Annotated in this window: 17 protein-coding genes; 3 read left to right on the top strand and 14 right to left on the bottom strand. The window is 43.3% G+C overall.

The features are described from left to right. Positions 1-101: 101 nt before the first annotated feature. From AC1DP6_RS09795 to AC1DP6_RS09785, 3 genes are all read left to right on the top strand, one after another. Complete coding sequence (locus tag AC1DP6_RS09795; RefSeq protein WP_477054657.1) at positions 102-680, top strand: protoglobin domain-containing protein; 579 nt, start codon at positions 102-104, stop codon at positions 678-680. Between the two features lie 35 nt (positions 681-715). Beyond that, positions 716-1,009: a DUF2024 family protein gene (locus tag AC1DP6_RS09790; RefSeq protein ID WP_477054656.1), complete on the top strand. Its 294-nt coding sequence runs from the start codon at positions 716-718 to the stop codon at positions 1,007-1,009. A gap of 79 nt (positions 1,010-1,088) precedes the next feature. Then, positions 1,089-1,700 (top strand): MarR family winged helix-turn-helix transcriptional regulator, encoded by a 612-nt coding sequence (locus tag AC1DP6_RS09785; RefSeq protein WP_477054655.1) that lies wholly within the window; start codon positions 1,089-1,091, stop codon positions 1,698-1,700. A gap of 4 nt (positions 1,701-1,704) precedes the next feature. On the opposite strand, the gene AC1DP6_RS09780 is transcribed toward AC1DP6_RS09785, so the two are convergent. The 14 genes from AC1DP6_RS09780 to nrfD form a co-directional block, all read right to left on the bottom strand. Beyond that, complete coding sequence (locus AC1DP6_RS09780; protein WP_477054654.1) at positions 1,705-2,178, bottom strand: GNAT family N-acetyltransferase; 474 nt, start codon at positions 2,176-2,178, stop codon at positions 1,705-1,707. 25 nt (positions 2,179-2,203) lie between these two features. After that, positions 2,204-2,419 carry a hypothetical protein gene (locus AC1DP6_RS09775; RefSeq protein WP_441573000.1) on the bottom strand — a complete coding sequence of 72 codons (216 nt, stop codon included), beginning with the start codon at positions 2,417-2,419 and terminating at the stop codon, positions 2,204-2,206. 62 nt (positions 2,420-2,481) lie between these two features. Beyond that, positions 2,482-3,054, bottom strand: coding sequence for a DUF420 domain-containing protein (locus AC1DP6_RS09770; protein ID WP_477054653.1), 573 nt, complete (start codon positions 3,052-3,054; stop codon positions 2,482-2,484). Between the two features lie 75 nt (positions 3,055-3,129). After that, on the bottom strand, positions 3,130-3,801 hold the full coding sequence (locus AC1DP6_RS09765) for an SCO family protein (protein ID WP_477054652.1): 672 nt from the start codon (positions 3,799-3,801) through the stop codon (positions 3,130-3,132). A gap of 75 nt (positions 3,802-3,876) precedes the next feature. Further along, positions 3,877-4,278, bottom strand: coding sequence for a cytochrome C oxidase subunit IV family protein (locus tag AC1DP6_RS09760; RefSeq protein WP_477054651.1), 402 nt, complete (start codon positions 4,276-4,278; stop codon positions 3,877-3,879). 80 nt (positions 4,279-4,358) lie between these two features. Further along, a complete protein-coding gene (locus AC1DP6_RS09755) occupies positions 4,359-5,033 on the bottom strand; it encodes a cytochrome c oxidase subunit 3 (RefSeq protein WP_477054650.1) in 675 nt (224 codons plus the stop codon). A gap of 27 nt (positions 5,034-5,060) precedes the next feature. Then, entirely contained in the window at positions 5,061-5,642 is a 582-nt protein-coding gene (locus AC1DP6_RS09750) for a cytochrome c oxidase subunit 3 (protein WP_477025135.1), read from the bottom strand. Position 5,643: 1 nt separating this feature from the next. Then, positions 5,644-6,519 (bottom strand): heme o synthase, encoded by an 876-nt coding sequence (gene cyoE / locus AC1DP6_RS09745; RefSeq protein WP_441572994.1) that lies wholly within the window; start codon positions 6,517-6,519, stop codon positions 5,644-5,646. 148 nt (positions 6,520-6,667) lie between these two features. Beyond that, positions 6,668-8,479 (bottom strand): cytochrome c oxidase subunit I, encoded by a 1,812-nt coding sequence (locus AC1DP6_RS09740; RefSeq protein ID WP_477054649.1) that lies wholly within the window; start codon positions 8,477-8,479, stop codon positions 6,668-6,670. 112 nt (positions 8,480-8,591) lie between these two features. Further along, positions 8,592-9,620: a cytochrome c oxidase subunit II gene (locus AC1DP6_RS09735; protein WP_477054648.1), complete on the bottom strand. Its 1,029-nt coding sequence runs from the start codon at positions 9,618-9,620 to the stop codon at positions 8,592-8,594. 62 nt (positions 9,621-9,682) lie between these two features. After that, positions 9,683-10,888 carry a quinol:cytochrome C oxidoreductase gene (locus AC1DP6_RS09730; RefSeq protein WP_441572991.1) on the bottom strand — a complete coding sequence of 402 codons (1,206 nt, stop codon included), beginning with the start codon at positions 10,886-10,888 and terminating at the stop codon, positions 9,683-9,685. Positions 10,889-10,932: 44 nt separating this feature from the next. Then, complete coding sequence (locus tag AC1DP6_RS09725) at positions 10,933-11,538, bottom strand: c-type cytochrome (protein ID WP_477054647.1); 606 nt, start codon at positions 11,536-11,538, stop codon at positions 10,933-10,935. A gap of 83 nt (positions 11,539-11,621) precedes the next feature. After that, entirely contained in the window at positions 11,622-12,215 is a 594-nt protein-coding gene (locus AC1DP6_RS09720) for a DUF3341 domain-containing protein (RefSeq protein ID WP_477054646.1), read from the bottom strand. A 48-nt stretch (positions 12,216-12,263) separates the two neighbouring features. Continuing rightward, the gene (nrfD, locus tag AC1DP6_RS09715; protein ID WP_441572988.1) at positions 12,264-13,700 is read right to left on the bottom strand and encodes an NrfD/PsrC family molybdoenzyme membrane anchor subunit; all 1,437 of its coding nucleotides are present in this window, start codon (positions 13,698-13,700) and stop codon (positions 12,264-12,266) included. Positions 13,701-13,810: the final 110 nt, after the last annotated feature.

The following is a 13,810-nucleotide window of genomic DNA, read 5'->3' as shown; positions in this document are numbered from 1 at the left end:
ACTAACGTATAGCTGTATACGTGATTATATAATTTTTTTAGTTAGGTAACCTTATTATATTTGTAATAACCAATCCGTGACGGAAATCTAAATGAAAATGTATGAATGATGCTCTGCAGCATGGCACAGCTGGCTCAGGTAACCCCAAATCCCCACTGGATGCACAAATGATGGTCAGGCTAAAAAGAATGCTGCTATTCACAAATGACGACGAGCAATATTTGATAATGGCAGGAAATATACTGGTAGCGCATACGGAAGACATTCTGAATAACTGGTATGACTATATTTTAAAGAATAATTATCTCGCCTATTATTTTACACGGGACGGTGCGCCTGATTTGGATTATCTGCAAACGCTACGTCCACATTTCCGCAAATGGATTATTGATTTATGTACCCGGCAGGAAGGCAATTCCTGGTGGCAGTTTGAAGAACGTATTGCGGCACAGTTACAGTTAAAACCTGCATCTGCCGGGGATATGGAACCACTGCCAATAGAATATTTACGTTACTTGTCCACTTTTATTTATCCTGTTTCTGAAGCGGGCAGACCTTATCTGAGCCGGCATGGTCATCCGGCAACAGAAGTGGAACGCATGCAACAGGCATGGTTTAAAGCTGTTAGTTTTAGCGTATTGTTATGGGTATATCCTGATATCCAACAACTCCCGTTTTAGTATAACCGTCTACGTTAGTAACAAAAGAATAGGCTATGGAAGTCGCAGTTTACGACACTTACGTTAAGAAGAAGGATGGAGGACATCTGCATTTCGACATAATAGTAAACAAGGAAACCCTTTTTGAGGAGGTATTGATATTCGGCAATGCCTACCTTCAAACCAAAAGAGGGGAGGGGCTGCTTGTTTCCCATAAAGACTGTCGTTTTTCCCATATTACTGAGATAATACCGCGGTGGGAGGTGCAAATCCTGCGGAAAGGATATTATATTCATGAACTGGAAGGCTGCCAGGGAAAAAAAAGGGATTTGGACAAGGAATGTCACTAATATGCTATTTCCCGCCATATATTTATATTGTACCTTGCCCCACTAACTAACTATTAAGGACAGACAGCAAGAAAAAAATATGGGGAAAGTTTCCACATTCAGCCCCGCACAGCAGGCAGAAAACACATCTAGTAAAGTAGTAGCCTCCCTGGAGCGATTATCAGAAGCCTTCCGCGTACTATTATGGCAGGAGGCCACTCAGTATGGACTTAGTCCCATACAAATTCAGGTACTTACCTTTTTACTGCATTACCCGGAGGAAAAGCGTACTGTGACCACTTTGGCATCGTATTTCAACATGACCAAAGCCACCATCAGTGATGCAGTGAAATCGTTGGAACAGAAGCAATACCTGACCCGTAAAGCGAGTCCTACAGATACGCGCAGCCACACTTTACACCTGGTAAAGGAAGGACGGGCCGTTGCTAAAAAAGTAGAACAGTTCGCCAATCCTTTAGAGGAAACGGTAGAGCAGTTATCTGTTAAAGAACAGAATGGACTACTCGAACAGTTGATGCAACTTATCTACCAGCTTAACCAACGGGAAGTCATTTCCACACAGCCTATGTGTTTTAATTGTCAGTCGTACACTGAGAAGAAAGGGCACTACTGTAACAAGTTGAAAATTTCTTTAAACAACGGTGGTTTAAGGGTAGATTGTCAGGTATTTGAACTTCGGGAAGAAGAGTAGGGGCTTATTGTATACGTTGTAACTGGCAGGTCATCTCATTATCTCCGGCCACAAAGCCAAATTGCTCGTATAACAAACGTCCATCCTTACTCGTATGTAAGCTTACCTTACCGGTATTACGTTCCTTTGCTTCTTCCATTAATTTTTGCAGCAAAGTTTTTGCTATGCCTTTGCGCCGGAAAGCAGGAAGCGTATACACATTCAGGATATAGGCAACTTTGCCTTCAAGGTTGTGGTATAGTGGTGGCTGGTTGTAAAAAACTATGCCGGCACTGGCCACAACCTTGCCTTCTGCATCAGCAAACCAGTTTACAAAGTTATTTTTGGAAAGATGTTCTGTTAAGTAAACCCTGAGATGATCCTGTAACACGGCATCCTGGGAATTATCAGCCTTAGGGTAAATTTCTTTCAGAAACTGCAGCCGCAAATGTACTAACTGCGGGATATCCGCTATATCCGCCTTTCTGTAGGTAATCATAGTTTTTTTGGGTTATTCGTATTTATCACGCCTCCTTATTGCTCCTCCACCATCTAAAGGCCAGGAAGCCAATAATTGCCAATGGTGTTAAAGCCAACATCAGGATACCATTATTCAAGCCTTTAGCAGGACCTTCGCCCAACTGTTGTGCTGTTTTAGTACACAGGGAACACTGCGCCATTACTGACCCACTCATCATCATTAAAACACCTGTCAGCAAAAACAAACCTGCCTTCTTCATAGTATTATTCTTTTGATCACACAAAATTAGGCTATCTCTCCCAAAAAATACCGCCAAATATATCAGTGGTAGTAAGGGGAAATCATAATGTAAACAATCACACCAGTCACTGCCACATAAAACCAGATAGGCCAGGTAATCCGGGCAATTTTACGGTGACGTGGAATATCATTCTGAAATCCACGTAACAGGGTAAAGAGCACCAACGGAACAATGATACCGGCCAATACAATATGTGTCAGTAAAAGGAAGTAATAAATATAACGTACCCCACCCAATATGGCCTTTTCCGAAGCATCTATGATACCGTTGTGATCCAGGTCGCCAAAACGCGTTTCTGTAGCCAGGGCATGATAGGTAACATACGATAACAGGAAGAGTGCAGATAAACCGACCGCAATTAAATTCGCCGTTTTATGCGCCTTTACATGACCATTTTTGATAAAGTATAAACTGGCCAGCAAAAGCACAGCAGTAGCGGTATTAAGGATAGCATGGAACAACGGCAGTATCCTGATATCAAAACCAGGATGCATGTTCGGTTTGGGTAAAACAAACAATAACGCCACCAGCGCTGGGATTGCGATAGATACAATGGTAATGGGCGTATTGAGATTCTTATTTTTAAGTTCCATATCTGCTAAATATAAAGGTGAATAAGGTAAGGTGAACACCCTTTCCTTATTCACCCTTTCAAATAAAATTATTTATTACTTTTCTCCGGAGAACAGTTTTTTGAGGAAGGCCCCAAAACCCGGACGATGTCTTTCTTTTGCCAGATGCAATATAGCGATATCGCCTGCGCATCGTTTTACTGCATTGGAGTCCAGACCATCGTAGTATCCCCTGATATTTCCGTTTTTATCAATCAGCACAAGCTTCTCTGTATGTATAAAATCATCCGGACCGCCGTCTCCTTTTGTAACAGAAACAAAAAAATCGTTTCTGGCGAGGTCGTAGATTTCTTTTTTACTACCTGTAAGCAACCACCAGTTATCGGGATTGATCTGGTAGTCATAGGCGTATTTACGCAGCTTGTCTACCGTGTCCCTTTCCGGATCCACTGAAAAAGAGAGTATCTGGAGTAAAGAATCATTCTTTACGTAAGCGCTCTGGACCTTTCTCAGATTTTTAGTGAGTGTAGGACAGATACTTGGGCAGGAGGTGAAAAAGAAATCAACCAGTAATACTTTTCCTTCCATGTCTTTCAAACTTATTTGTTGACCTAGTTGGTTAGTAAGCTTGAAGTCCCTGATCTTATGAAAAACAGTATCGTAGGAAACTTTACCATTTTCAGAGATGGTATCTACTCTTTCGGGGATAAAGTAACCCGGCACTGGTACCACATTTTTTCCATAGTGATCTACAATGAGATAACCCAAAAGCGGCACCAATATAGCCAATGATACTCCTAATAAAGCCCTGCGAGTGATGATCCTGACAATTTATAAATGAAATTAATGATGCTTTTCAGCTGGCGCAACCTTTACTGCTTCTACAGGAGTACCTGGTTTCAGGTCTTTCCGCATATTTTTCCAGGAATCACCTTCATAAAGGAAAGCGATGATGAACCATACGAATAACAGTAAAGGAATTAATACCGTCATGATCAGGTTCTTGATTTCAGAACCTAAGTGCATGAATTCAGCTACGATATAGAAAGCTTTCACCAGGGTAAGACCGATAAATATTGAGTTCAGTAATACTCTTGGAAGGAAACCGTATTCCAGGTGTAAGAACGCCAGACCTACTTCCACCAATGTGATACACAACAGGATCCAGAATGTTCTCCAGATTGATTTAGTAGATGAATCACTATGTGCACTTTCATGCCCTGCCGCAGTATGTGTATGCTCCATTATTCTTTAAATTAAATAATTCGTAAAATTCAGATTCCAAATAATTATGACAAACCTTGTATAACACTACCTGTTTATGATCACAGCAGGTAGAAGCAGGTGAATACGAATACCCAAACCAGGTCTACAAAGTGCCAGTACAGCCCTACTTTTTCCACCATTTCGTAGTGACCTCTCTGTTCGTAGGTACCTTTCAGTACGTTGCCAAGGATCACGATATTCAATACAACACCAGAAGTTACGTGCAAGCCGTGGAAACCGGTGATGGTAAAGAAGAAGTTGGTAAAGTTGGTAGATGCCAGTGTACCATCTACGTTATGGAAAGGATTACTACCCCACCATGCGCCTTCTGCGTAGAGATGCGTCCACTCCCATGCCTGACAGCTCAGGAAGGCAATACCACCAATGATCGTCCAGATCATCCATTTAGCAACTGCTTTTCTATCTCTCATGTGACCAGCATGTACAGCCAGTACCATGGTTACAGAGCTCATGATGAGAATGAAGGTCATTAAGCTCACAAACATTAACGGCAGATTGGCATGGCCCATGCCTGGGAATGATTTGAATACTTCATTCGGATCAGGCCAGGATGTGCTGGAAAACCGGATGGTACCATATGCTATCAACAATGCGCCGAATGTGAACGCATCTGACATCAGGAAGTACCACATCATCAACTTGCCATAACTCACATTAAAGGGAGAATATCCTCCGGCCCACCATTTTTTCTTCGCTGTAACTGCTGTATCCATTGTTAGTTTTATAAAATTTTACAAAGTTTATCTGGCGATACTTAAAAAAATTAACAGGTAAATCCACAGTATGTCCACGAAATGCCAGTAAGTTGCGGCCACTTCAATGGGTACCGGGCTATAGGTTCGTACACGGGTTCTGTAGGCCCTGCCAAACATAATGAGTAATGCTACTACACCACCCAGAACGTGCAACATGTGCACTCCTACGATTACATAAATAAAAGAAGCGGAAACCGGCCCGTTGAGGGGAAGTCCCATATTTTTCAGCTGAGAAAAACCAATCCATTGGCAGGCTGCAAACACAACACCCAATATAGCGGTGAGTGTAATCAACTGTTTGTAACGCTGCATATTCCTTTCTTTAAACTGCTTTAAAGCCAGGTGAATAGTTAAGCTACTTGTTAAAATTACGGCAGTGGATATCCAGAAAATATGCGGCAATTCAAATGCCAGCCAATTTGCCTGTGATCTTTTAACAATGTAAGCACTCGTGAATCCGATAAACATCATAGTGATGCTACCCATAGCAATCCATAGGGAATATTTATGCGGATGTATTTTCTTACGTTGTTCTAATGTCATAGTATCCATCACTCCTCTTTTCATTTTATGCTTTGTCCAGTAGCTGAGCCAGCTGAACAATTGTCAGATAAATATAAGATCCGAACATAAGTTTGCGTGCGGCAGGAACATCATTCTTTCTGTACAGGTTAATAGCTCTGTAGAGAAAGAAAATACCCGCAAGAATAGCCACTATTGCAGAGATACTGCCAGTGATTTTCAAGAGGTAAGGTGCAACACCGGCAGGAATCAGCAACAAGGTGTACATAGCAGCCTGTATGGCCGTGTACTTGTTGGGTTCTCCACTACCAGGCAACATTCTGAAGCCTGCTTTCGCATAGTCTTTATACGCAATCCAGGCAATAGCCCAGAAATGCGGAAACTGCCACAGAAACTGGATAGCAAATAAAGACCAGCCACCTTCTGCCAGGTTATTGGCGCCTGCTGCCCAACCGATCAACGGAGGCATTGCGCCTGGAATAGCACCTACCAGTACGGCCAGTGAATTCCATTTTTTCCAGGGTGTGTATACGAAACCGTACATCACCAAAGAAACCAGGCTCAGTAAAGCTGATAACCAGTTAAAACAATATCCCATGATAAGGATACCTGCCACCCCGGTTACTACTGCCAGCACAATCGCCTCGCTATCATTCATTCGCCCTGAAGGCAATGGACGAACAGCGGTACGGGCCATCAGTTTATCTGTATTCTTCTCCCATATCTGGTTAATGGTATTTGCAGATCCGGAAACCAGCAAACCACCGGCAAATAATAAAAGAACTTTTATTAAGTTAAACTCCACTCCAGGTACCAGCAGATAACCCACTACAGACGAAAATACCACCATAAAGGTGAGATTAAACTTCATCAGTTGAGAGTAGTCCTTCGCCTTACTGGCTACTGCATACGATGACGACAATTTTATGGAGTTTTCTTGCAACATTTTATTTCTAGCCACATTCCGGGTTTAAGTCCGGAACAAATTTACAAACATCACAGTGAACAAAATCCCGGGAGGAAGATTTTCCTTTAAAGGACCTCTTCCTGCCGGAATTCCGAACTATATTTTAGTGCGCTGATTCATTAGGTCCAATTGGCTCTGTCTGCGGAATGAAATCTCTTCCATCTTTGCTATAGTCATAAGCCCAACGGTATACTTCAGGAATTTCACCAGGCCAGTTACCGTGACCGGCATGGATTGGTGTAGTCCATTCCAGAGTAGTTGCGTTCCATGGGTTCTGTGTGGTCATTTTTCTACCTTTGAAAATGCTGTAGAAGAAGTTGAACACAAACAGGAGCTGTACTGCAAATACGAGGATTACCACGATAGTGATGAATTCGTTCAGACCACCAAACTGTTTGAAGGAAGCCCAGCCGGATACATCATAGTATCTTCTTGGCATACCCGCCATACCTTCGTAGTGCATAGGCCAGAAGATCAGGTAAGCACCGATCATAGTTACCCAGAAGTGGATGAAACCGATAGTCTGGTTCATAAAACGTCCGTATAATTTAGGGAACCAGTGATAGATACCGGCAAACATACCGAAGAACGCAGATACACCCATTACAATGTGGAAGTGGGCAATTACGAACATGGTATCATGCAGGTGAATATCGATAGAAGAGTTACCTAACCAGATACCTGTTAAACCACCGGAGATGAAAGTGCTCACAAAACCGATAGAGAACAGGGAAGCAGGTGTAAAGTTGATATTACCCTTCCAGATAGTAGTGATCCAGTTAAATACCTTGATGGCAGATGGTACCGCAATCAATAAGGTTAAGAGTACGAAGAATGCACCCAGGAACGGATTCAGACCTGTGACGAACATATGGTGCGCCCAAACCAGGAAGGCCAGGATACAGATAGCGAACAGGGAACCGATCATTGCCAGGTAACCGAAGATAGGTTTGCGTGCGCTTACCGCTAATACTTCAGATACCATACCCATTGCAGGGAGGATAATGATATATACCTCAGGGTGACCTAAGAACCAGAATAAATGTTGATAGAGAATAGCACTACCACCTTCATTTGCCAGGGCTTTACCAGCGATAAAGATATCGGACAGGTAGAAGCTGGTACCAGCGTGACGATCCATCAGCAGCAGGATGAAACCTGACAGCAATACAGGGAAAGACAGTACACCTAATACAGCAGTAAAGAAGAATGACCAGATAGTCAAAGGCATTTTGGTCATCGCCATACCTTTGGTACGCATATTCAGCAGTGTAGAGATGTAGTTCAAACCACCAAGCAGCTGAGAAACAACAAACAGTGCCATACTGGTTAACCATAAATCCACCCCTACTTTAGAACCGATAGAAGCATCACCTAAAGCACTCAGTGGCGGATACATTGTCCAACCTCCGGAAGCAGGACCTGTTTGAACAAACAGGGATGCCATCATTACCATACTAGCCAGGAAGAAGAACCAATAGCTCAGACAGTTCATGAAAGGAGAGGCCATGTCACGCGCACCTACCTGCAAAGGAATCAGCAGGTTAGAGAAGGTACCGCTCAAACCGGCAGTCAATACAAAGAATACAAGGATGGTACCGTGCATTGTTACCAATGCATAATATGCTTCCGCTGAAATGCGGCCACCTTTAGCCCAATGACCCAGGATGCTTTCCAGCCAGGGGAAAGTAGCATCGGGAAAACCAAGTTGCAAACGGAACAGAACAGAGAAGAAGGCACCAATGATAGCCCAAACGATACCAGTAATCAGGAATTGTTTGGCGATCATTTTATGATCCATGCTGAACACATATTTCGAAATGAAACTGTCTTCATGATGGTGCTCATGATCATGATGATCATGCGCTCCGTGCATTACCTCCTGTTGACTGTGCAATGTTGCTTCGTTACTCATAATCAGTTCGGTTTATTATAAACTAACGCCCGGGAAGTATCGTCGTTTGTCAGTTTGTCTTTATTGTTTTTAATTGTACTCCGTCAAAAATTCTTCTACACAAAATTACAGCTTACTTGTTAGCTGCTACTACTTTTTGTGTGCTGTCTGCTGCTGCAGGAGCGGCAGGCTGGTGTGTCAAATCGTACGTAGATTTTTGTTTAGCTACCCAGGCATCATATTCAGCCTGTGTTTCTACCACTATCACGCCTCTCATGGAGTAGTGACCGCTACCACACATCTGATCACAGGAAATTTCGAATGTGAAATCCGGATTACCGGTTTTTTCCTGCATTTGTTTGGTGGTAAATTTAGGTGTAAACCAGAGTGTAGTAGGAATACCTGGCACCGCATCCATTTTCATGCGGAAGTGCGATAAACCTACGTCATGGATAACGTCACGGGAACCGATTACAAATTTAACCGGTTTACCTACTACCAGGTGAAGCTCGGTAGGCATGAAATCATCCTTATTCAGTGGATCATTCCAGTCCAGACCTAATTCATTACCTGCAGAGGGATCGATATTTTTGAAGTCGCGGCGACCCAGCTGACCATCTTTACCAGGGTAGCGGAAGATCCAGTTAAACTGTTTACCGATTACTTCAACTACCTGTGCATCTTTTGGAGCATCAGAAGTCAGTTGGAACCAATGTTTCAGACCGAAAGCCACCAGTACGGTTAATGCGATCGCTGGAATAACGGTCCAGATAACTTCCAGTTTATTATTATGCGGAAAGTAAAATGCTTTACGGCCTTCTTTTTCCTGGTATTTAAATGCAAACCAGAACAGCGCGATCTGGGTAAGAACGAACACCACACCTGTGATGGCGAGTGTTACGTAGATGAGGGTATCAACGCCTTCTCCCTGTTCTGAAGCTGATTCGCCCAGGATTTTGCCTTTCAGCAAATCGTTACAGTAGTACACTCCTATAAGCCCCAGCACCAGGAATGCAATCAGCAGGAAACCATTTATACGGTTACTTTGCTCGCGCGCTTTCTTTTCTCCCTTCAATATGGACACATATTCGCTCGCCTTCGCAATCTGGAAGATGACTATGAATATGAGAACAACAACTAAGACTGCTAAAAATCCTGACATTGCTATATGAAATAATTAAGTTATCTAATGCTTTTCTATTGCCTAATCTCCTTGATCACCTATTAGGTGTGATGAATGATACTTTCTTTCAGGTAAGGATGATTTTTGGGAACCAATGAAGCTTTGGTAAGCTGATTGGATACCAGGAAAATGATCAGTCCCACGAAACCAAGTCCAAGTCCGAATTCATACCAGGGGAATACCAGGTGTTTAACAGTACCTGGATAAACCATCTGCCAGAAATCCAGCCAGTGACCGAAGATGATCACGATAGCGATGAATACAACGGCAGTATAATTACGTTTGGTGTCCCTTTTCATCAGGAACAGTAACGGCGTTACAAAGTTGATCAGGAGGTTCAGGAAGAAAATTGGTCTCCACTGGCCCCAAACACGTGGCTGGAAGTATTCAGTTTCTTCCGGCATGTTGGCGTACCAGATCAGCATATACTGAGAGAACCAGAGGTAAGTCCAGAAGATACTGAATGCAAACATGAATTTACCTAAGTCATGCAGGTGTTCTTCTGTTACATATGTGAGATAACCATGTTTCTTGAGATATACAACGAACAGTGCTATCAGGGACAGACCGGATACCCAGGTGCTGGCGAAAGTGTACCAGCTATACATGGTAGAGAACCAATGTGCATCAATACTCATTAACCATACCCATGGAGTGGTAGAACCAACGCTGAGGGTGAAAACTACCAGGAAGCCACCGCATACAACGGTATTTCTCCAGAGTAATTTACGGCCAGTTTCAGGACGCAGATCCCATCCATCTTCTTCGATAGACATTTTACGGAGCTTCAGGGTAAAGAATATCCAGAGGCCCAGTGTAAGAATGGTAGCTACGGTGAAAAATCCTTTGTTCAGGAAAGCAGATTTCCAGGTAAGGATTTTATCTTCTGCCACGTGGTGAGCATTTACCCAGTGGTAGATATCTTCTTTTCCTCCGAATACGAGGATCATTACGATCACAAATAAGATGGCAGCTAATACTGGTACTGCCATTGAAATAGCTTCAGGTACACGGCGAAAAGCGATCTGCCAGCCACCATGTGCCAGGGTAGTAGCAGCTATAAAGAAGGTGCTCGCCAATGTAATCAGCAAAAAGAAGCTGCTGTTTTGCAACAGACCGGCCCAAAACCGTGTGGCGTTCTCACCTTGAAACGCAATTAATCCGATCAATAACGTCAGCAAGCCCACGCCCATTAACACGAAGCTGGTCTTTTTTAATCTTGCCGGTACTACAAATTGGTCTTTCATTACTGTATATTAAAATACTTGATTGAAATTCAGTTTTAACTCATTTATTTAGCTGCAATTGCGCTACTATCTTTAGCAGGAGCTTCAGACGGGGCGRCAGCACCTGGCTGTTTGCTCTTGATATAGGCAGCAATCTTCCAGCGCTGTTCTCTGTCGAGCTGGCTGGCGTAGCTACCCATCATGTTATAACCATAGGTCATCACGTGAAACAGGCGGCCTTCCGTGTAACCGGATTTTGCACCGGCAACCAGGTTAGCAGGAGCGGCAGGATAAGGTCCATCACCACCTTTGTACAAAGGACCATTACCATCTAAAGCTGTACCATGGCAGATACCGCAGTAGATATTAAATAAACGTTCGCCTTCTTTAAGATCAGTTGGCGTGATAGTTAATGGATTTTTCACCAGATTAGCCAGTGCCGTATCTGATTCTTTCAGATGGTATGGCAAAAGTTCACCTCTTTTTACTGTTCCTTCCACTGGCTTCAGGCCTGACAAACGAGCACTATAAAACTCATACGCACGGGATTCATACATGTCTGGCATATAAATCCTGCCGGGCTTTCTGTTATGCTCCCCTCTATTACAGGCTGCCAGGAAAGCTCCAGTTGCCAATGCGGCTACAATCAATATGTTGGAAGTCCTTTTCATCAGAAATTATTTATCTAGCTTTCATTAGTTCTTGCTTGCTCAAATCCTAATGTCGCAACGGTATGTTTTAGCTGTTAGTATAATTAAGCGTTTGCGGTCTGAATCTTACGGAGATAAGGCTCATCGTCCTTATCATACCTTCCGAACCACCATCCTGCTTCAGCCTTTTGCTCATTGATATCCTGTGCACCTGCAGCGGCGAGGAAGCTTTTCACTTCTTCTGCATTCGTTTTTTCTGTCAGTTCTATCACCATTACAAACTTATCATCTGTTTGTCTTGGATGGAAGATGTGTTTTTTCACACCTGGCATCAGTTGACAGAGGTAACAGAAAGTCATCACCATACCTACTGCCGCAAATAATACGGTCAGCTCAAAAGTGATGGGAATAAAAGCAGGCAACGGGAAATGTGGTTTACCACCAATGTTCAGCGGCCAGTCTACGTTGAATACCCAACTCATGAAGGATAATGCGGTAGTAGTACCAGTGATACCATATATGAAACCGGCTGTGTGCAGACTGGTTTCTCTTAAACCCATTGCATGATCGAGGCCGTGAATAGGAAAAGGAGTATATACATCGTGCAATTTGTAACCTGCAGTGCGTACTTTCTTTACTGCCGGAAACAACACTGCCTCATCGTCAAACAAGCCTACAACAAATTTTTTAACAGCCATATATTTAAAAATTCAAATTCCAGGTAATTAGTTCTCTTAATTCGTCTATTAGTGAGCGTGAGCTACATCGTGTGCAAATTTCTCAGCGCTCTCTTCTTCGTAAACTTCCATTTTCTCTTTGTAGTTCTCACCGGAAGTCTTCAGGATAGCCTTGATCTCAGCTACTGCGATTACCGGGAAGTATTTAGCAAACAGGAAGAAGCAGGTAAAGAACAGACCGAAAGTACCCATGTAGAAACCTACTTCAGGCCAGGACGGACGATAGTAAGCCCAGCTGGATGGCAGGTAATCGCGGTACAGTGAAGTACAGATGATTACAAAACGCTCGAACCACATACCAATGTTCACAATGATTGACATAACAAAAGTCACGGCAACATTTCTTCTCATTTTACGGAACCAGAACACCTGCGGAGTGATTACGTTACAGGTCATCATGATCCAGTAAGACCAACCTAATGGACCAGCTGCACGATATTTAAAGAAGGTATCGAATTCGTAAGGGTTAGCACCATACCATGCCATGAATAACTCAGTCAGGTAAGCACAACCTACTACGGAACCGGTTAATACAATTACCTTGTTCATGGCTTCCATGTGTCCAAGGGTGATGTATTCTTCCAGGTGTAATATTTTACGTGTAATGATCAGCAGTGTTTGTACCATCGCAAATCCGGAGAAGATCGCACCCGCTACGAAGTAGGGAGGGAAGATGGTAGTATGCCAACCAGGAATTACAGAAGTCGCAAAGTCAAAAGATACAATGGTGTGTACAGACAGTACCAGTGGAGTAGATAAACCTGCCAATACCAGCGACAGTGCTTCATGACGTTGCCAGTGTTTGGTAGAACCAGTCCAGCCGAATGCTGCTACACCATATAATAACTTGCGTAATTTAGTTTTAGCTCTGTCACGAACTGTAGCGAAATCTGGTAATAAACCTGAGTACCAGAATAACAGTGATACAGTAAAGTAAGTAGAGATCGCAAATACGTCCCAGAGGAGCGGAGAGTTAAAGTTAACCCATACCGGACCGCGGGTGTTAGGGTAAGGCAGGATGAAGAATGCCATCCATACACGACCCATGTGAATGATCGGGAACTGACCGGCGCACATTACCGCGAAGATGGTCATCGCTTCTGCTGCACGGTTCACCCCTGTACGCCAGCCCTGGCGGAACAGGAGGAGGATGGCGGAAATCAGGGTACCGGCGTGACCAATACCTACCCACCATACGAAGTTGGTAATATCCCAACCCCAACCGATGGTTTTATTCAGATTCCATACTCCGACACCGAAATAGATCTGCCAGAACACTGAAAATGCGCCGAAGCCCAACAGTGTCAGGGATATAAAAAAGCCTACATACCACAGTGTTCCAGGCTTCCCTTCAATGGGACTAATGATATCTTCCGTTACCTGGTGATAATCCTTAACCCCGTCTACTAAAGGTTCTCTCAGTGTGGATTCGTATTTTAAATGCATATTCTATAAGCTTTTAGCTGCTAGCTTCTAGCTACTAGCCCTTGTCTTTTGTTATGATCTCAGATTCTGTAACTTCTTTCTGTCTTTATCTCCTAACGATTTCCTGTTAA

The organism is Chitinophaga sp. 01L420, from assembly GCF_056399985.1.
The sequence above is the reverse complement of the archived record's forward strand: the minus strand, read 5'-3'. Positions and strand labels throughout refer to the sequence as shown.